Below are 19083 nucleotides of genomic sequence, written 5' to 3' on the forward strand. Positions count from 1 at the left end.
GGCGCGACGATCAGGGGCAGCCTCAGCCGAGATCCGATCGCGGCGGGTAATCTGCTTGTTCGGGAAAGTGCATCCACAGCTATCTGCCTTTCCAGACTGGCTTGCGCTTCTCAGCGAATGCTTTCAGACCTTCCTGCCGGTCTTCTGACTTCAGTGCGCGTTCGGCGATCGGCATTTGCGACGTCCAAGCGATCTCATCGGTCCAGTTGAACGCCTGGAACATGATCTCCTTGGAAGCAGCAAGAGCGGTAGGACCATTGGCAAGCAACTCGTTGCCTAGCTTGATGGCGGCTTCCAGCGCTTGCCCGGACTCGACCAGGCGATTGACTAGTCCCCAGCGCTCGAAGAAATCGGCGGTTCTGAAACCGCCCGTCAGCGCGAGCTCCATCGCAACGTGATACGGAATGCGCTTGGGCAGCCTGAACAGACCACCGCCGATCGCGACCACGTTGTGCCTAACTTCCGGCAAGCCCATCTTGGCATCTCGCGCCGCGATGATCAGGTCACAGGAGAGACAAAGCTCAAGGCCGCCGCCCACCGCGTAACCCTCGACGGCGGCGATCAGCGGTTTGCGAGGCGGACGACGAAAAAGTCCGAACCCGCCGCGGTTGGTCGTAGCGCGTTCGCCCCGCATCGCGGCTTTCAAATCCGCGCCGGCCGAAAAGTTGCCGCCCGCGCCGGTTATGACGCCGAGGAAGAGATCGTCCTCCGCGTCCAGCCGGTCCATGGCCGCGCAGATGCCTTGTGCGAGCGCGGCATTGCACGCGTTCCTGGCCTCCGGACGGTTGAGGGTCACAATGAGGATATGTCCTCTCCGCTCGGTCAAGACCACCTGTTCACTCTCCCCCGTCATCGATCTACCTCAGAGCGCAAAGGTGAAGCCGCCATTTACCGGATAGGTTTGTCCGGTGATCCAGGGACTCGCGTCGGAGGCGAGAAACAGGACCATGTTGGCGACGTCGGTGGGCTTGCCCGGACGGCGGATGACGTACTTTTCCAATATCTTCTTCGCCCTCTCGGGATCGGCTTGCAGCCGCGCCTCGATTGCGGGCGTTGCTGTCGCGGCGATCGCGACGCAATTTGCCGTGATCTGATACCGTCCAAGCGACCGCGCCACCGCGCGCATGAATCCCGCAGCGCCGGCTTTGGCGCCGGAATACACGTCAAGGCCTGCTTCGCCTGCGCGCCCGGCGTCCGATATGATGGTGATGATGCGTCCGCCCTTGCGCTCAATCATGCCGGGAATGCACGCCGACGCGCAATTGATCACGCCATAGAGGTTGACGCGGATGAAGCTGTCCCAAGCCGCAGGTCCCGTTTCCCAAAAGGGCTTGCGAGCATCGGGGTCTGGATCAGCTCCGGAGTTGCCGGCATTGTTGACGAGAACGTCGATGGGGCCGAACGCTTTCTCGGCTTTGCCCACCATCTCCTTGACCGACGCGAGATCGGTGACGTCGGCCTGCACCGCTATCGCCTTGCCTCCACCATTCTTGATCTCGTTCGCGACCGCTTCCGCTCGATCGAGAAAATAATCGTTCACTACGACGCCTGCGGCCCTGTGAGCAGCAAAATGCAGCGCGATCTGACGTCCGACGTTCTGGCCGGCTCCGGTGATGAGGGCCACCTTGCCTCCGAGATCGAGCAAATCACTCATATGTTCCGGTCCTTTCCCTTCCAGAAGGGTTCGCGCAAGTCGCGCTTGAGAAGCTTGCCCATCGTGTTGCGCGGCAGTTCTCCGACGATGGATAGTTTTTTCGGCCGCTTGTAGGAGGCAAGGTGATCGCGACAAGAATCGAGGATCGCGCTCTCGCTCGCGGTGTGGCCCGGCTTCAATTCACAGAATGCCATCACCTGTTCGCCGAACTCGTCGTCAGGGATGCCGATCACGGCAGCGTCCTGGACATCCGGATGTCTGAGGATCGCAGCCTCAATCTCAGCCGGGTAAATGTTCACGCCACCTGAAATGATCATGTCCTTGGCGCGGTCGGTGATGAACAGATAGCCCTCGTCGTCGAGCATCCCGACGTCACCAACACGGAAGAAGCCGTTCGCATCGAGAGTATCGGGTCCGAGCGGCTGACCGTTCAGATAAGCGTGTATCGTCAGAGGAGTTCGAACCCAGATCTCGCCCGACCGGTTGCGGGGAAGCTCTCTGCCTTCGGAGCCACGGATGCTGATATCGACGTGCTTGTGAGGCAACCCACTCGATCCCGGCTTCTTCTCCTGCATTTCGGGCGGCAGGTAGCTGATCATCCCGACCTCGGTGGCGCCGTAGCCCTCGCCCAAAACACTGGGACCGAAGTATTCGATAATCCATTTCTTTAGCTCATACGAGACCGGCGCCGCACCGACGGAGAGAGCGCGGATGGATGAAGCATCGTAGGAGTCCAGCACTGCGCGCGGCAGCGCGGCAATGCGTTTGTACATCGTAGGAACGCCGACCCAATTGGTGACACGATACTGTTGGATGAGCTGCAGCGCCCGCTCCGGATCGAACCGTCGGAGCAGGATCGTGGGATTGCCAAGCCGAATCGCGTTCCAGACCTGAGAGGGTCCCGCACCATGATGCAGTGGAAGCGTGAGGAGATTGACGCCGCCTACCTCTCCCCTTCGAGTTCGCGCAACATCAGCGAGATACTCGATGCCGGCGGGATCCGATTCGATCGGAGGCTTCGCAACCCCTTTCGGCAGGCCAGTCGTTCCTGACGTGTAGAGAATGAGGGGCGGGCGACTATTTGCGAACCGGGCTGGTTCGGCAGATGCGTTCAGCAGGTCAGCGAAATCGACGAAACCGGGCGCCGGCCGATCGATCGACACTGCGAGCTTGATCGGAAGCCCGTCAAAGGCCGGCAGGAGTGCTGACGGATCTTCGTCATCACAAACAAAGACCTTTGCTCGACTGTTCGATAAGACGTACTGGGTTTCGGTCGGCGTTAACCGCCAGTTGAGCGCGAGCAAGCAACAATCCAGCTTCGCGAGCGCCTCGCTCAATATCGGCCACTCAATGCGGATCTGCGTCCGTAGCACCACGATGTCGCCAGCGACGACGCCCTTCGCAGCCATGCCGTTCGCCAGGCTATTAGCCTTCTCGTTCAATTCGGCCCATGTGAGGCGACGATCTCCTTCGATGAAGGCTAATCCACTCGGATTGCTCGCCGCCCAGGCTTCAACCGTATTCGCTTGCGCAGTGCTCATCTGCCCAGATCCTTTTGAAGGTTGGAAAGCAATCGATCGGCCATCCGCGGCAGATCGACACCCTCGGGGTCCAGGAGCCATTGCGCGACCGCGCCGCGCAAAGTTGCGAGAATCAGAGCAGCTTCAATTTCCGGATCGATATCGGGACGGACAACGCCGGAATCGATACCCTCTCTGAGGCGCCCGGCTATGTCCGCCCGCGCCTCCTTGTTCAGTCGGGCGACGGTGACGGCGAGGACGGGCATATGAATTGCACCGGCCAGCACCGCGTGAAATGCGCGAACGGTTTTCGCGCTCTGCTGCGGCGGCTGAAGATAGTGGCGGATAGAGGTGATCAGCGCCTCAAAGCCGGTTAGGCCCACGGCGCTGGCGCGCCGACGCTCCGCGAACGTTTCGACGATGAAAGTGCCGAGCGCAGAGAGCAGATCCTCTTTGGTGCGAAAATAATGAGAGGGCAGCCCACGACTGCAGCCGGCCCGATCTCCGACCTGCGCGAGAGTGAGCGCTTCGAAGCCCTGCTCTCCAACGAGCTCCGCCGCGGCCACCAGAATCCGTCTTTCCGCATCGTCGCGACGTTCCGCCTGCGTGCGCCCTCCTCGCTCCGATTGGGTCGGGCTGGCCGCCCGTCTTCGCTGCGCCGCTTGTGCCAATCTGGCCTCCCGGGTTGTCCAATTTCACTTGCCTCTTATGACAAGTTATGCTTGTTGACCATTCAACAAGTTTTTGTCGGTTAGTCAACAAGTTTCTTGAAAGGCCTCAGACATGGAATACAAGTATTTGAAATCTGGGCTTTATTCGGACGCTGCGAAGGACGGGGTCCCAGGCGAGCTGGTCCTCCATGGCGGTCGTTGCCACTGCGGATACTCGTTTTTTCCGATGCAGTCTTATGGTTGCGAGCGTTGCGGCCGACATGGCAACGACCTGAAGCCTTCTTTGCTTTCGACGCGAGGTACCCTGCTCGCGCGGGCAGTCGTGCATCTGCACGCAAATACCAATCGGACCGCTCCCTTCACGATCGTGAAAGTCGCACTCGACGACGGACCGGTGGTGCGAGCGCTGCTGGCCGAGAACGAGCCCGAAGGAGAACCCGGACAACGACTGCTTGCCAAGCTTTTCGCTGTCGAAAGCAGCGAAGCTGGCGAGAACACCTTCGACCTCCGCTTCGTTGCGGTCGACCCGATTTGATGGAGAGCAGGCAATGGCAAAAGTCCTTAACGAGCTGCGGCCGGTCTACGTGATCGGGATTGGCTGGCATCGATACCAAAATCCCAGCGAAACGCCTTATGTCGCGCTTGGTCTCACGGCCATCCGTCAGGCCCTCGCTGACGCGAATATCGAATGGCCCGCGGTGGAATCGACCTATGTCGCGACTGCCCTTCTCGGCATGGCATCCGGCCGGCCGATGCTGCGCCATCTGGGGGCAACGGGAGCGCCGCTGCTTCACATCGAAAACGCGTCGGCTTCGGGATCCACGGCCTTTCGCCACGCCTGCATCGAGGTCGCAAGCGGGATCAGCGAAATCTCGCTTGCAGTCGGAGTCGACAAGCGCAACCCGGTGCGACGCCCGGTAACCGGCTTGGACAATCTCGCCGAGGACGCCATCGTCCCCTTTACGCATTTCGCTCTGCTGACCAATGAGTATGCGACCCGTTATCGAACGAGCGTGGATGACATCGCTCTTGTCGCGGTGAAAAACCATCGCAACGGTGCAAAGAACCCGAACGCACAGCGCCAGCAGGAACGAACGTTAGAGGAAGTTCTGGGCGGCAAGAAGATATCAGGCTCACTGACTGCTCTGCAGTGTACGCCTGTGGGTGACGGTGCTGCCGCAGTGATTATCGCATCCGAGGAAGGCATCCGGCGCTATGGCGTCAATGCAGATCGCGCGGTCCGTGTCAGCGCGTCGGTAGGCCGCAGCGAGCGCGTCTATCCGCAAGGCACGAGCTACGACGCTGCGCTGACGCAGCAGACGACTGAGGCAGCTTTGGCGCAGGCGAAGCTAATGCCTTCGGACCTCGACATCATCGAGCTTCACGATGCGTTCACGGTGGAGGAACTTCAGTATATCGAAAGCATGGGGCTGTGCGGCGAAGGCGAGGGAGTGCGGCTACTCAAAGAGGGTGCACTTGATATCGGCGGGATGTGCGCCGTGAACCCATCCGGCGGGCTGATCGCAATGGGCCATCCCATCGGACCGACCGGCATCGGTCAGATCGGAGAGATTGTGATGCAGTTGCGCGGCGAAGCTGGCAGCCGACAACATCCTAACGCTCACGTGGGACTTGCGCACATGGTTGGCGTCGGAGCGGTGTGTTACGTGCACATCTTGGAGCATGGTGCGTAGCCGTCTGATGCCCCGGGCCAATCATGCCAGATCCGCAAAGAGGCCGCAGATGCGCGCGTGTGCCCTGCCATTTGCAGGTGAGCGGGCCGTCGCGACCGTTCATTGATCCTTATCACGATCGCGAGGCTCTGGTTGGCACACCACAGTATGATGCCGGGCTCTGGAAAATCGGTGAACGAGATGGCTTTGGTGTGGACTATGCGGTCATTGCCGTCCTCGCAATTCAGCGTGCCGGCGGAGTCCTTCACGTTCAATTTCCAAACCTGAAACTCTTCCGCACGCACCGCGAACTCGCTGCGCTGGGCAAGAGCTATGTAGTCCAGCAGCCAATAAGCTCTCGCGAGGTCTGCTAGATATTTTGCGCCGTCGGTATAAAGGACACTCGGGATTAAGGAATGGCGATACCACGTTGCCGAACCGGTGAAGGGGCGAAGGCGTTCGAAATCCAAAGACATATTGCCTCTCTTCTGCTTTCGGGTTGCGCATGCAAACCGACTAGAGCATTTTCCATTTTCTGTGAATCGAAGGGATTCCCATTGAGCTGCGAATAAGATTCTGTGGCCTTCTCGGACTGAGGAGGCTGGCAATGGGGTATTCGAACGACTTACGAATTCGAGTGATCCAGGTTGTTGAGGGTGGCGCGGCGGCGCGGGCTGCGGCAAGACAGTTTGTGATTGGGGATTCGACGGCGATCCGCTGGGCACAGCGCTGGCGGGAGACCGGTAGCTTTGAGGCCAAATCCAACAAGGGTCAGAGCCGGTCGCCGTTGAAGAAGCATGAGGAATGGTTGCTTGGGTTGGTTCGGCAGGAACCGGACCTGACTCTGGAAGAGATCCAGCGCCGTCTGCTCGATGAGCATCAACAAAAGGCGGGAATCGGGTCGGTCTGGCGGTTCTTCGACCGCCACGGCATCAGCTTCAAAAAAAAGCGTTCGGGCGGCCGAGCAAGATCGGCCTGACGTCGCCGCGGCGCGGACGGCATGGGCGGACAATCAACCCAAGCTCGATCCCGACCGACTGGTCTTCATCGACGAAACCGGCACCTCGACCAAGATGGCACGGCTGTACGGCCGGGCTCCGCGCGGCGAGCGGCTGGTCGGCAAAATCCCGCATGGTCACTGGAAAACCAGCACCTTTGTTGCGGGCCTGCGCTCCACAGCCCTTACCGCACCATGCGTCATCGACGGCCCGATGAACGGCAATGCCTTCCTCGCCTATGTCGAACAGGTCCTGGTACCGACCCTCAAGCCAAACGACATTGTCGTGCTGGACAATCTCAGTGCCCATAAGGTGCCGGGGATACGTGAAGCGATCGAAGCTGCAGGCGCAAAGCTGCTTTACCTGCCTCCCTATTCGCCGGACTTCAATCCGATCGAGCAGCTCTTCGCAAAACTCAAAGCCTTGTTACGAAAGGCTGCCGAGCGCTCCGTGGAGAGCCTCTGGAACCGCATCGCCTGCCTGCTCGACGCCTTCCTGCCGGACGAATGCGCCAACTACTTCCGCAACTCCGGATATGCCGCATGCTAGGTGGAAAATGCTCTAGCCAAGCGGCAATGAGCGAGGGAAAGCCGTCATCAGGTCGGAAAACCGCGAGGTGGGGCGGGCCGGAGCGTTAGCGACTACACGGCTCGCGCGTTGTCCGCCCGAAGGGTTGCCTTGACGGCTTGGGGCGGCACGCCCTTGAAACGCGTGGGCTATGCTCACGCTCGAAAAGTTTGGCCGCAGGAGCGGCACTCAGCGGCCCCCGACCGACCGCAGTCGGGAGACCGGCCGAAGGGGGCCACAGCATAGCTCCCGCTCTCGACTCGACACGGAACCGGCTATCGGCGAGCAGTGTGATTTGCGCCGTTTAGGGGGCGTCGGCCCTCGTCCAATTCAACTCCGGCCGCATCGTCAGCCACGCCCCATGTCAGCGATGGAAGCAATGTTGCGCACCTCTTCCCCGTGGATGGCCGGGACGAGCCCGGCCATGACGACTGAGCATTCGATCTAAGTGAGGCGGCGGCGCCTCAGCGATTGGTAAAGAGCGAAGCCACCATTGATATGATTGCAAGCACGACGATGACGGCGCCGTAAAGATAAGCTGCGGTGGAAAGCCCGATCAGCGGAACCGACAATCCAGCCGCGACCGCCGGCAGGCTGAAGGCCAAATAGGACTGCACGTAGAATGCAGAAAGCAGCCCGGCCCGCTGGTGTGGCTCCGCCGTCGGCAGCAGCGTACGCAGCGTTCCCGAGAAGGTTGATCCAAACCCCACTCCGGCGATCACGGTCCCCGCCAGCAATGCAGCGACTTGCTGCTCGTGGATTCCGAACATCGAGACGGCCACCCCCAGCGACAGCGTACTCGTGCCTGTCAAAATCAGACGCCGGGCCGGCCAGTCCCTGAAAGTCGCCACCGCGACGGCCGCCGTCAACATCAGCGCCGACACCACGACGCCACCGACCCAGGGCGAGTGGACAGCCATCGCCGTCGCCACCACGGTCGGCATCAGCGAGAGGTAGAGGCCGCCGAGCGCCCAAGCCGCCACGTTCGCTGGTGTGAGCTTGGCAAGGACAGACCTCGACTGAGTGGGCACGCTGACATGCGGCCGCAGCGAGGCCAGGGCCCCGGTCTTTCGCGAAATGCTTTCGGGCATCACCCAGAGCAGCGCGATCATCACCGCCGTGAGCCCAAGCAGAACGTCGTAGACCCTGTGCAGGGGGTCAGGCGCGAAGGTAATCAACGTTGCCGCCCCTAGCGAACCAGCCGTCATGCCCAAAAATGGGGTGACGCTGTTGAGCAGAGGACCGCGCGCGCGGTTGGTATCAAGGATCGCGGCGCCCAACGCTGTTGTGCCGACACCGACGCAAAGTCCCTGGACGGCCCGCGCCAGAATCAATTGCGCGACGTCCGCCGCCTCCGCGAAAAGGATCATCGCAGCGGCGTTCAGAAGCAGCGCCGCCAGGATCACAGGCCGGCGTCCCACGTAATCGGACAGTCCGCCAACCGTGAGCAAGGCGGCAAGCAGGCTCGCGACGTAACTCGCAAACACGATCGTGATCCAGAACGGCGTAAGATGCAGCGACTCCTGATAGAGTCGATAGAGCGGCGTGACCGCGGCGCTGCTTCCGGCGATCAGCATTGCCGCTGCAAAACTGAACAACGTCATGGCGCCCGGAGCCAGGGAGCGGGTCCAGCCCTGGGATTGGCTGGGGAGCGCTTTGGCGGGTGCGTCACACTGGGGAGTTGCGGGGCAGGCTTGCATGGAGGCTCCTAAAGCTAATATATAGCCTTAGTTACATAGGCTCGAGCCTTAAAGCAAATTATTTGCGTTAACGTTTTGGCATGGCAAGGTTGCATGGAGCAGGAGTGTGGCCGTTAAACAACGCATTCGTGTCGGCGGACGGAGCGCTCGGATCCAAAGTGCGGTGCATCAGGCGGTGAGGCGTCTCAGCGCCGCCACCAATCGCGATGAACTCACGGTGCCACAAATAGCCGCGGAAGCCGGCGTGACACCGTCGACGATCTACCGGCGGTGGGGCGATCTCTCAGCGCTGCTGGCGGACGTCGCCGTTCAGCGGTTGCGGCCGATCGCCGATCCTGAAGACACCGGCGCGGTGGCGTCGGACCTGCGAGTATTCATCGAACAATTCATGGAGGAGATGTCGTCCCCGGTGGGCCGGGCGCTGGTCAGGGATGTGTTTTCTCCCTCGGGGGAAACTTACCCGGTCCAGTGCGGAGGCTTTACCCGCGAACATCTGACGACCATCGTTTCGCGCGCGAAAGCGCGCGGCGAAGCGGCTTTCGATATCGATGAGGTGATCGACCACGTCGTAGCGCCGATCATTTATCATATCTTGTATGGCGATCGGGAATTGACCCTGGACTACTGCCATTCTCTGTTGGACCGGGTTCGATCGTTGCCTGCCGAGACAGCGCGCCCGGTACGGGCACCGTCGTTGCGAGCCAACGGGTCGCGCGAACGCGCGCCCGATGATACCGCTGCGAAAAATCTTCGTCTCCGACGTGATTGACCTCGACCCGTAAGAAGCCGCCCACAATGGCTTTGATGTCAGCTTCGTGGATGAGCGTGTGCTAGGCAGCCGAGGTCTCGGTCTCCCCAAGCACTTTTTTTTGGCCGAGCTGAATTGATCTCAGAAGTGTTCGCGCCAATCGACCGGGCTTGCTCCTTCCCTGCTCCCAGTCTCGGATATTTCCGATGGAGATATCGAAAGTGCGCGCGAACTCCCGTTGCGACAACCCTAGAGTCTTGCGAATGGCCGCCACGTCGATTGCACCCTGATCGACAACAACGGCGCGCTCCTTCCGACCGGCGTTCCTTAGGCCGCTTGGGCGCGGCGACTACAGCCTCGTCCGGAAATTTCTGTAAACAAATCAATATCTTGAGGCTGGCGGAGAGAGTGTCAGTCAATCCCCATTGAAAGATGAGGCATTTTCGACCTTCGTAGACAAAAACCCACCGTTTGACCCACGAAAACTTCAGGCTGATCCGTCTCCGGAATGTCGGACAGACAATTTGCCGGGCCAAGTGGGGCTGCATCGTGGCTTCCGGCCTGGTCGGTCGGCGCCACCACGCCGTATCAAGTTGCCCAGTTGACTGGGTTCATGACATCGCTGGTCTGAAGCTGCAGTGTGTTGTTCGTTAAGGGGACTTGCGAAGATCCGACGGCCTACGGCTAAATGTCGGTGAAGGACGCGGTTGAAATAGGACACATCGTTGAAGCCGGCTGCAAAGATGGTGTCGGGAGGCGCGGGTTGCGCAATCTCCGAATCTCGGTCAATCTACCTCTTTGACGAGGGGAATGGACAAATCGTCCGCCATCAGCTCGTCGAGCGTCTGACGCCGCCGCGCAACGACCCATTCGCCCCGGCTCGCAAGCGCGATCGCCGCCGCGGGCCGATTGTTGTAAGTCGACGACATGACGGAGCCGTAGGCCCCCGCATCCAGGATGGCAACCAGATCGCCCGGTGAGAATTTCGGCAGCAGCCTCGCCTTGCCGAACGTGTCCGAGCTTTCGCACACCGGCCCCACCACACCGGCCTCCGAGAGCAGGCCGGTGTTCACCGCGCAGTCCACCGGCACGATGCCGTGCCAGGCTCCGTACATCGCCGGCCGCATCAGGTCGTTCATGCCGGCGTCGACGACGACGAACCGGCGGCCATCGTTTTCCTTTTCCAGGATCACGCGCGTGACGAGGATGCCGGAAGGCCCGACGATCCAGCGGCCTGGCTCGATGATAATGTCAACCTTCCTGGCTAGTTCGCCGAGTTCGGACACGACGGCATCGGCATAGCTCTCGACCGAGACCGACGGACCGGGCCGGTATGAAATGCCTATCCCGCCGCCGAGATCGAGCGACCGCAAATCGTGGCCTTCAGCGAGGATGGTACGGGCCATCGCCGCGACGGCGCGGAACGCGGCCCTGAAAGGCGTGATGTCGGTGATCTGCGAGCCGATGTGCACGGAGAAGCCGACAAACTGCACGTTCGGGAGCGCGGTCCCTCGCGCCAGCATCATGGCGTCCCGCTGTGACATGCCGAACTTGCTGTCGGCACGGCCGGTGGTGATCTTCGCGTGCGTGCCCGCGTCCACATCAGGATTCACGCGCACCGCGAAACGGGCCGTCACGTTCATCTGCCGCGCCACGTCGGATAGCACGTCGAGCTCGGCAGGCGATTCGATGTTGACCTGGCGAATTCCGAAGCCCAGCGCCAGGGCGAACTCGTCGCGCCGCTTGCCGACGCCCGAGAACACGATGTCCTTTGCTTTGATGCCGGAGCGCACGGCCCTGACCAACTCGCCCTCGCTGACGACGTCGGCGCCGGCGCCACGACGGGCAAGGCAAGCGAGGATGCCGCCGGTGTCGTTCGCCTTGACGGCGTAGGCGATCAGCGGGGCGATGCCCAGGGCGTCGAACGCTGCCCGCAGGCGGTCGATTGTGTCGAGGCCATAGGCGTACACCGGCGTGCCGGTGCGTTCGGCGAGACGGCGAAGCGGCGCGTCATCCAGAGTCAAGCCGAGCGGCGTGGCTTGGAAGGCCGGCCGCGCGGACACGAGTTCCGAAATCGATGGGTCATCCGGCGCAAAATCGATCTGGTTCGTCACGGCGGTGGCCATGCAAGCTGCTCCCTATCTGCAAACGGAAAGAGACCGCATTCGGGCGGCCGCTTCCGCGATGGCGGCGCGTCACTCGCGTTCCAGCAACTGATCGGACGTTTCCGGCGAGAGCGGCGTGAAATCGACCAGCAAAACCGTGCGATGCCCCTTGGTGTTGTTGCGCGCGAACACCGGGAAGACGTAGTGGGCAAGGCGCCGGTCGTCGACAGTGAGCATGTCGAGCGGCCGCTCGAGCGTCAGTTCCGCGCGGCGGGCCTCGAACGGGATCTCGTTCGGATGCGTATCGGCGAACTGCCGCTCGACGGCCAGGCTTTCGCCGCCGATCACGTTGTAGCGATCGAGCATGATGATGGTCGTCGAGAGCTCGCCATCGACATGCGCCCGGTTCGGGCTGCTGATTCCCGGCCGCGCCCCTTCAGCTTCCAGGCAGATCAGGTGCAGCCCCACCTTCAGCCAGCCGCGCGCCTGGTTGGGAAACAGGGAAGACGGCGTGGCCTGGAAGCAGAGGTCGATGATGTCCTGCGCGCCGGCATGGTCGAGCAGGTGTGCCGGAAACGGCGCGAACCGCCGTTCGGCGACATAGTCGCGGTTCATGCCCGGCGGCTGCTGGTAGGTCGTGAACTCGTGTCCCGTCCCCTCCTCCACGCAGGGCGAGCACCGCACGAAGCGCTTTCCGGCGGCGGCGCGTCTTTGGTAGATGCCGCCATCATAGTAACGGCGGCGCCCGGCTTCGCGCCCGCCAGGGTTCTGGTCTATCGGGGCGTTGTTGCCCGCCTCTCGAGCCATCGCGATCCAGTTCAGCGCGGGCGCGCTGAGCGCGGCCTGAATATTCTCGCCCTTTTCATAAGCGTAGCCGTCGCGTTCGAGCGCATCCCGATAGCGCTCCATGGTCAGGTGCGGCCGGCCGGCGACGGGAAGCGCCGGCGCGATGCCGGGGGCAAGTTGCGGAGCAATCTCAACCTTGCTCAGCTCTTCATGGTTGTTCAGCGTGTCCGGGCCGTTGGGGCGGACAGACGTGGCGTTAGTCATGGCGAATTCTCCCTGGGTTGTTGGTCGTGTCGCTGCTTGCGGTCATGACGGCCTTCGCGCCGTCCGACATCGCGCCACCCTCGGAGAGTCTAACCTTAAGTAATAACGTTGATAGCGCCCTCGTATTAAACAGTCGTTCTGGCCAACAATTCAAACAGAAACAGCGCATATCTTCGCAAACATCTTATAAGTTATTGTGTATCTTGTAAAAACGTGGGATCAGTACCTTTCTTTTCAACATATAGCCGTTTTTATACTTTTATTTATGGCGCGATCGTTTTTTAAAAGATTTTTATAATTGCGCTGAATTTTGAAACGAATTTTCTAGCGCAACCGCCGCTTGCGAGGCACGATGTCGGCAATTGTCTCGGGGGGCTAAATTGTGAGTTTTGAAAAGGCGAAATCTATAACGTTTGCCTTGGTGTATTTGACGGATGCGCTCAAGAAAAAAAAGAAGAAGTTATCCGCTAAAGAACTAGCTAGCGAAATCAACAAACACGGGAGCGGAGTTATTGACGGCGGCAAGATCAGCGCGATCTTGCGTGGCTGGCACCTGCCGCCCCAAGAGATGGATGACTTACACGAAGCGCTTCAAAAGCTAATCGAAGCCCGAAAACTTGGGCTGGATCTATCCGACATCCCTCCGGGGTTGGCGGCCCAATACGAACTTCCGGCGATCTTTCGGAATAACGTCCCACACGGACTTCAAGGAGAGGTCATCGGCGACCTAGCCTCAAACATGGCCGGCGGATGGTCATTCTATTACGTCTCACCAATCGACCGAGCAGGCGAAATTGCATCCGAGGTTCGAAGCACTGCTGCGTACATCTATCCGACTACACCCGATGCGCGTTCGATGGACATTCGGATGGTATCGACGCGCGGCATCTGGAATGGGAATCTCTTTACGACGGGGCCACACCTGTACGTCGTTCTGAATGATATAGCGAAGAACGACGTCAGAAAGACCGAGACCATATTCTTCATAGTCAACCGCCCGCATTCGAAACGGCCCTTCATCGCAGGCATCGGCACGGCCTTGATTCGCAGCACAAATCTCTCAGTCCCACCCGTATTCGGATTCTTGTTTTTTGGCGAGAAGCACATTCCAACCGGCACCTCCAAGAGAGATAAGAGTGCTGATCCACTGATAAAGAAATTCTTCGAAAGTTCACCCCCCGACGAAGCCGACCTAGGCAAAATTCGCTCGGAGGCTTGCCTTAGCTTTTCGTGGGAAGAGTTTGAGCAGAATCGCCCGAGGCTCGCCGCATACATTAAGACCCTTGAGGTGAACGGAGCAGCGTTGGGCAAAGAAGTTCCCGGACTGCACCTTCGGTGGCCTTGAGGCATCGGCGCACGAATATCGATCTATGGGTTTGAGTAGATCTGGATGAGACCGATCAGTCGCAGGGAATGCATGAATCTCGACCTAGACGGACTTCGCCAAGCCAAAACACCCCTTGAGTTTTTGCGCGACGCGAAACCAATAATTGATTCAGCACTATCGACTGCAATTGCACGGCTTCCAACATGGGCAGCGGCAGAGCAGATACCATCCATCATTCGATATGCGACCTTCGCTGGAGATGGCGGCAAGAGAATTCGACCGGCATTGACGCTTTTGACTGCGCGGTGTTGTGGCACGCCGCTTGAAGACGTGATCGACTGTGCCGCAGCTATCGAACTCATTCACACCTACACCCTAATCATTGATGACATCCAAGACGGAGATGAAATCAGACGTGGCGAGCCGACAACGCACATCAAGTTTGGCCTAAATCTGAGTCTGCTCGCTGCTAACGTCCTACTTATAGAAGCGACTAGTCTCCTTCAGGAGAAACTTAGAATACCGGCGTTCCTGCTTCGAGAAATCTTGCACAAGCTGCATGCCGGACAGGAAGCGGATATCGAGTCAGCCAATTGGCCTCTCTCAAAAAGGACTCAAGATTCCCTAGAGTTTGTTTTTTCTGGGAAGACGGGCGCGTTATTTGGGTTGTCATGCGTATCCGGCCTTGGAGCTCAAGATCACGGCGAAGAAACGCTTATGGATCTCATCAATATTGGGAGCGAAATGGGAATTCTCTTTCAAGCAGCCGATGACTTGTTGGAGGCGATCGGCGATTCTAATCAGACGGGGAAGCCGGTTGGTAAGGATCGCGCTCAAAAACTTACATTCATGAGTTTCTTTGCTAACCCAAACGACGCTCGTGATGAAATTCAAAGACGGAAAGGCGTACTAGCGATGAAGATTCGCGCGAGGCTTCCCGGCGAAGGAGCCGACTTCTTGATCGAGTTCTTGGAGGCCCTCGTTGACCGATCCAAATAAAGAAAATTTCCTGTGAATATCCGACAAGGGGAGGGCTATGACCGCGCGGTCCTCGGGACATTTGCCGAAAGCAGAGAATCGCACCGTACGCCGAATTTCAAGGCCGCCGCAGGGCGGGTCCACTCGGCCGCCTTGTCCGAACGCGTCAAGCCAATGACCTTGTGGCCCCACGTTGAAAGTCGCGGAATGTGCAGGTCAAGGTGACGAGTTCACTCGGATAGCTTTCTAGCAATGTGAGCGTCAACAATGAAAGCCGATACAGATCGGCCCCGCATTTATGTTGCCGTTATGAATATCTATCGATACCGGCGGGCCGGGCGTGCCCGGAGGAGGATTTAAGGTGACTTTGCCAGTGGCCGGATCATACTGGGGAATGGCGCCCTTCGCCACGTTTTCGAGAATGCTCTTAAGGTAGTTGAGCTGATTTTGGAGGTCGTTCACTAGAGCGTCTGCCAAGGCTTTCTGATTGTTGATTTGGCCCTGCAGATCGAGAGCCTGCTTGGTGTCATCCTCCAAGATTTTCTTGATATCATCGACCTTTGGGAGAAGGTTTTGGCCAATATCGCTCAGCGTAATGTGTTGCAGCCGTCCGCGATAAAGGTCCATGATGAAGACGCAGTCCCAGAACATGGATTGGCGGCCGGCATCACGGCTGTCGTCTCTTTCCCATGCCCATTGAAAGCGCGGCACCTTGTTCGGGAGGTCGAAATCCAGAGCCGGGCACTGATCGACAATCAGATTGATCATGCGATCGTTCGCACCGTGCGCCAAATACTCGAAGAATGGATTGGCTGGCTCAGCATCAAGCAGCTTTGCACCAGCGCTTTTGAGCAAAGGATCGTCGAGGCGAAACTCTTTCAAGATCAGAAGCGCAACACCGGCCAGATGTCTCCCTGAAGCGTCTTTCCCCTCATGGCCCGGTTTACCTTTTTTTAGGTCCAGCCCGGCGACGTTGGCGTTGGCGACGACCGCCGCCTCGGCGGTGCCGTAGGCGACGGCAAGACCGCCAAGATCAGGTAACTTGATCAACTCCTCAAGATCGTTCCGCGCTGTAGCGAACTCGTCGGCGAGCGGCTTGAATGCCGCATCAAGTACATCCGGGTTCAGCGGTAACGGAGGCAGCGGTGGTGGGTTGAACTTGAGCTGCTTGTAGAGATCAGTGACCTTGTTCTCTAGATCACCCACCAGATTGTAGGCGGCTCGATACTGGGATAACGCGCCGCGAGGATCGGGTTGTAGCACGTTCGGGATCCCCAACCACTGCGCCAAGTTGCAAACGGTCGCGGTCGAAAGCTGTTCGCCAAGCTCTCCGCCAACTAGGGTAAGCAGCGGGCAGTCTACAAACTTAAAGATACAGTTGCCCCCGTCTTCCCCGCCTAGCGAGCAATAGCGCGGAATACTCAGGCGTGATCCAAGGCAGATAAGGGCTGTGCATGGTCCTCTGCTAGCGATCCAATTGGTCCATCGCCTAAACTGCAGCCCATCCCCTTTCCTCAAGGCGTAGAGCATCGCCCCGAGCGCTTGATCGGAGTTGAGATTAGGTTCCGTCACCGTATCCATGTTGCGCGCGAGAACATTTGGTGAGCGCCACCACTGCCAAGTTTTGCGGTTTTGCGAAAGGCGAACTTCGTCACAACCCGATTCTTCGCCGACGGAACACAGCAGCCCACTAAAAAGAAGCATATCCCCATCATTGCAGTTGCTACCGGTCTCGGTACTCACAGCCTTGTTGTCCCATTCCTTTGTAGGGTAACCGGTTGGACCACACCGAAATGCCCGCTTGCGCCATTCAGCAAGCAGCGCGTCTTGTTTCGCGAGATTTCCTGCAATCGCGGCATGAGCGCCAGCGTGGGCGAGCAGCCACGATTTAATGGCTATACACTGCGAATGCTGCAAGATGTTGCCGGAGGCTGGGCTGAGGCCAGCAAGATGGCGCAACCCTCTGAGCATCAATGCAGCCGTTTGCTTCGCGTCGCTGGTGACCTGCAATGACGCGGCTTCCGAGCGCCGAGTGGTGCACTCGGCGACATCACTGGAATTAGGGGCCAAGGTGAACTGGCCCTCACAGGTCAATGCCGCATCCGACGGAGCACTGCCGAGGTGCCCGAGTAGAATCGGCGTGACGTGGAATTGGGCCTGGATCGAAGCGGGCTCGGTCCGGGTGGTTGGAAGCGCCGTCGACGTTTGAATTGGCTTGCCGTCGGAGCCCACCGAGGTGCTGAAAATGGAGGGCCAAGTCGTCGGCGCGGCTCGGACGTCTCCGTCGAGCGCCAGCGTCAAATCGCAGCCGGATTGTTTGAGCGTATCGTCTAAGACCTCTAACGAGGCGGCAATCTCGGCGGATAGCGCTGCAGAAGGCTGGTCCGTCTGCACGATCACAGGAACTGGTTTGTTGCTTGGCGTGGCTCGGTGGGGCCGTTTCGGCACGCGGTAGTGCGAGCGCAAAAGATGTGGTGTTTGCCTGAAGGATGCCAAGTGAAGAGGATCAAAGAGTCGCTCAAACTCGTGCGCCGATCGTTCGAAAAGGCGAAAGATAGAGGACGGCAGAAGTTCGGTCGCCCCGACAGGCGAGACGGCGGCTCCGCCTAAGCAAATTGCCACACAGACCAAAATTATCGTGCGTCTGCATTTGCGAAAGTCTAGGAGAGCAAGCTTGATAAAGCTATTGACGAACAAAGATGGCATGATTGGGCACTTTCACCTTTGACGGCACAATCAATAGCTCAAGATGCGGCTGCTGCAAACAGCGACTGTCCCACGTGGGTGGTGCTGCGGTTAGTCTTGCCTGGTAACTAGGCGCCAAGTCCATGATCGAGGAATGGGGCTTCCCGCCGATTGGCGTCGGCATCGCCAGCACGCCGGCCGGGGGCCACGAACTGATTGTGCTGAACTACCGGACCTGCGGAAAGCGGGGCGAACGGCAGGTCGTGCACGTAGACCAGGAGGATGACTACAGCATCGCGGTCGTTGCGCCGGACTTCGAGACCTTCATTTGAGGCTTGGTCGCGGAGGCCGAATACGAAACCTCTGAGGAGCGTCGGGCTGCTGCGATCGCAACTGTCGAGCGGGGAACGTTATCACCCATTGTGGTGCGGGCCTTGGCCCGGCAGACCGTGGACGAGAAGGACTTCTTCGCCTTTCAAGACGACGAGCGCCCCCCTTCGCTCTGTCCTTGGGAGCCGCTCGAGGCTTGAACCTAGTCGCGGTTAGTCGTCGAGACTTATCATTTATATTTGACCGCGTTCGTTTTTACGCTTTTCGTGAATGCGAGATCCAATGCCGTCTTGCCGTAATCGGGCATGATCTGCAGGATCGGAACTGCCACATTGCCGTTGTAAGTGACGTAGGCTTCATAAGCAGGATATTGATCAACAGAGCCCTCAAATCGAATCGTGTTGGCACCGAGATCAATGAAGAAGATACCATCTATGTCGATCGCCGGCGCCCATTGAAAATTAGGATTATGACCTGAGGCGTGAATCTTCAACTGCGCTATCTTCGACGTGCCCGCAGGAACAAACGTAAATTTCTGATCAGATGTGTCTGTTTTCTCGCGGTTGATAATACTGCCGTCGCCACAATCAACGGCATTGGATTCGTTAGAAGGATGTTCTTGCTTGATTAAGCCCCCTGGTAAAGCCGGATCGACTGTGGCTATCGATGCAACACGGCTTGATGCGCGTATCTCCGTTGAGAAAGTTCGTTGATCCGTCGGAAAACAGCCCACGATTGAAGAACCGGGCGGTTGGACCATCGTGCCGCCTCCGCTGTTCGGGAGCGGGCGGACGGACGAATGATTTTTCGGTATGAACGCGCGAATGTAGACTTGGAGCTGATCGGCAGCAAGGGCAATAGGGCTAAACATTACAAGCGCGACACTCACAAGAGTCGCAAACAGCGCGAAATCAGCTATTGAGCGAACGAATCTATTCGCAATACCGGCGCATGCATTGTCATTGCGCCACTTCCGCCAGAACTCTCTGATACATCGATCGGCACCGCCGCGCGATCTATTCTCGCGATTTTGAATGGCGGCAGGCATCGCGTTGTCATTCCACGTGCAGACTCGCA

18 protein-coding genes are annotated in these 19083 nt (G+C 59.0%); 7 read left to right on the forward strand and 11 right to left on the reverse strand.

The genetic code is table 11. From position 1 onward, the window contains the following. Nucleotides 1-79: 79 nt before the first annotated feature. Genes BLR13_RS16020 through BLR13_RS16035 form a run of 4 tightly spaced genes read right to left on the reverse strand, consistent with a single transcriptional unit; the run spans nucleotide 80 to nucleotide 3845 of the window. The gene (locus BLR13_RS16020; protein ID WP_244525187.1) at nucleotides 80-832 is read right to left on the reverse strand and encodes a crotonase/enoyl-CoA hydratase family protein; all 753 of its coding nucleotides are present in this window, start codon (nucleotides 830-832) and stop codon (nucleotides 80-82) included. A gap of 30 nt (nucleotides 833-862) precedes the next feature. Further along, nucleotides 863-1654 (reverse strand): SDR family NAD(P)-dependent oxidoreductase, encoded by a 792-nt coding sequence (locus BLR13_RS16025; RefSeq protein WP_074822093.1) that lies wholly within the window; start codon nucleotides 1652-1654, stop codon nucleotides 863-865. Continuing rightward, on the reverse strand, nucleotides 1651-3195 hold the full coding sequence (locus BLR13_RS16030; protein WP_074822090.1) for a class I adenylate-forming enzyme family protein: 1545 nt from the start codon (nucleotides 3193-3195) through the stop codon (nucleotides 1651-1653). The genes BLR13_RS16025 and BLR13_RS16030 overlap by 4 nt, the downstream gene beginning before the upstream one ends. Next, entirely contained in the window at nucleotides 3192-3845 is a 654-nt protein-coding gene (locus BLR13_RS16035; RefSeq protein ID WP_074822083.1) for a TetR/AcrR family transcriptional regulator, read from the reverse strand. The genes BLR13_RS16030 and BLR13_RS16035 overlap by 4 nt, the downstream gene beginning before the upstream one ends. A gap of 112 nt (nucleotides 3846-3957) precedes the next feature. Between BLR13_RS16035 and BLR13_RS16040 the strand changes: the two genes are divergently transcribed. Together BLR13_RS16040 and BLR13_RS16045 are read left to right on the forward strand one after the other, a co-directional pair. Continuing rightward, nucleotides 3958-4380: a Zn-ribbon domain-containing OB-fold protein gene (locus tag BLR13_RS16040; protein ID WP_079586280.1), complete on the forward strand. Its 423-nt coding sequence runs from the start codon at nucleotides 3958-3960 to the stop codon at nucleotides 4378-4380. 13 nt (nucleotides 4381-4393) lie between these two features. Next, nucleotides 4394-5539 carry a thiolase family protein gene (locus tag BLR13_RS16045; protein ID WP_074822077.1) on the forward strand — a complete coding sequence of 382 codons (1146 nt, stop codon included), beginning with the start codon at nucleotides 4394-4396 and terminating at the stop codon, nucleotides 5537-5539. On the opposite strand, the gene BLR13_RS16050 is transcribed toward BLR13_RS16045, so the two are convergent. Next, on the reverse strand, nucleotides 5509-5994 hold the full coding sequence (locus BLR13_RS16050; protein WP_074822075.1) for a DUF6876 family protein: 486 nt from the start codon (nucleotides 5992-5994) through the stop codon (nucleotides 5509-5511). The genes BLR13_RS16045 and BLR13_RS16050 overlap by 31 nt on opposite strands. A 125-nt stretch (nucleotides 5995-6119) precedes the next feature. Between BLR13_RS16050 and BLR13_RS16055 the strand changes: the two genes are divergently transcribed. Then, a protein-coding gene (locus BLR13_RS16055) for an IS630 family transposase (protein WP_143039769.1) occupies nucleotides 6120-7065 on the forward strand; the annotation gives its coding sequence in 2 pieces (ribosomal slippage) (nucleotides 6120-6457 and nucleotides 6456-7065; 948 coding nt in all). Nucleotides 7066-7547: 482 nt separating this feature from the next. Here the strand turns inward: BLR13_RS16055 and BLR13_RS16060 are convergent. After that, on the reverse strand, nucleotides 7548-8660 hold the full coding sequence (locus BLR13_RS16060) for an MFS transporter (protein ID WP_244525188.1): 1113 nt from the start codon (nucleotides 8658-8660) through the stop codon (nucleotides 7548-7550). Nucleotides 8661-8889: 229 nt separating this feature from the next. Here BLR13_RS16060 and BLR13_RS16065 point away from each other — a divergent pair, with 229 nt between their 5' ends. Further along, nucleotides 8890-9552: a TetR/AcrR family transcriptional regulator gene (locus BLR13_RS16065; protein ID WP_079586278.1), complete on the forward strand. Its 663-nt coding sequence runs from the start codon at nucleotides 8890-8892 to the stop codon at nucleotides 9550-9552. 61 nt (nucleotides 9553-9613) lie between these two features. Here BLR13_RS16065 and BLR13_RS42255 read toward each other — a convergent pair whose 3' ends face one another. From BLR13_RS42255 to BLR13_RS16080, 3 genes are all read right to left on the reverse strand, one after another. Continuing rightward, entirely contained in the window at nucleotides 9614-9805 is a 192-nt protein-coding gene (locus tag BLR13_RS42255; protein ID WP_079586277.1) for a helix-turn-helix domain-containing protein, read from the reverse strand. A gap of 511 nt (nucleotides 9806-10316) precedes the next feature. Continuing rightward, nucleotides 10317-11657 (reverse strand): diaminopimelate decarboxylase, encoded by a 1341-nt coding sequence (gene lysA / locus BLR13_RS16075; RefSeq protein WP_074822070.1) that lies wholly within the window; start codon nucleotides 11655-11657, stop codon nucleotides 10317-10319. 69 nt (nucleotides 11658-11726) lie between these two features. Continuing rightward, nucleotides 11727-12686, reverse strand: coding sequence for a 2OG-Fe dioxygenase family protein (locus BLR13_RS16080; protein ID WP_074822067.1), 960 nt, complete (start codon nucleotides 12684-12686; stop codon nucleotides 11727-11729). A 382-nt stretch (nucleotides 12687-13068) separates the two neighbouring features. Between BLR13_RS16080 and BLR13_RS16085 the strand changes: the two genes are divergently transcribed. Both BLR13_RS16085 and BLR13_RS16090 read left to right on the forward strand, forming a co-directional pair. Then, nucleotides 13069-14031: a hypothetical protein gene (locus BLR13_RS16085; protein WP_074822063.1), complete on the forward strand. Its 963-nt coding sequence runs from the start codon at nucleotides 13069-13071 to the stop codon at nucleotides 14029-14031. A gap of 72 nt (nucleotides 14032-14103) precedes the next feature. Next, the gene (locus BLR13_RS16090; RefSeq protein ID WP_074822060.1) at nucleotides 14104-15012 is read left to right on the forward strand and encodes a polyprenyl synthetase family protein; all 909 of its coding nucleotides are present in this window, start codon (nucleotides 14104-14106) and stop codon (nucleotides 15010-15012) included. Nucleotides 15013-15252: 240 nt separating this feature from the next. On the opposite strand, the gene BLR13_RS16095 is transcribed toward BLR13_RS16090, so the two are convergent. After that, nucleotides 15253-17697 carry a hypothetical protein gene (locus BLR13_RS16095; protein WP_143039722.1) on the reverse strand — a complete coding sequence of 815 codons (2445 nt, stop codon included), beginning with the start codon at nucleotides 17695-17697 and terminating at the stop codon, nucleotides 15253-15255. Between the two features lie 122 nt (nucleotides 17698-17819). Between BLR13_RS16095 and BLR13_RS16100 the strand changes: the two genes are divergently transcribed. Continuing rightward, nucleotides 17820-18008: an SMI1/KNR4 family protein gene (locus BLR13_RS16100; RefSeq protein ID WP_074822054.1), complete on the forward strand. Its 189-nt coding sequence runs from the start codon at nucleotides 17820-17822 to the stop codon at nucleotides 18006-18008. 227 nt (nucleotides 18009-18235) lie between these two features. Here BLR13_RS16100 and BLR13_RS40195 read toward each other — a convergent pair whose 3' ends face one another. Next, on the reverse strand, nucleotides 18236-19054 hold the full coding sequence (locus BLR13_RS40195) for a hypothetical protein (RefSeq protein ID WP_143039721.1): 819 nt from the start codon (nucleotides 19052-19054) through the stop codon (nucleotides 18236-18238). Nucleotides 19055-19083 lie beyond the last annotated feature (29 nt).

Source organism: Bradyrhizobium ottawaense, from assembly GCF_900099825.1.
Lineage (GTDB): Bacteria > Pseudomonadota > Alphaproteobacteria > Rhizobiales > Xanthobacteraceae > Bradyrhizobium > Bradyrhizobium ottawaense_A.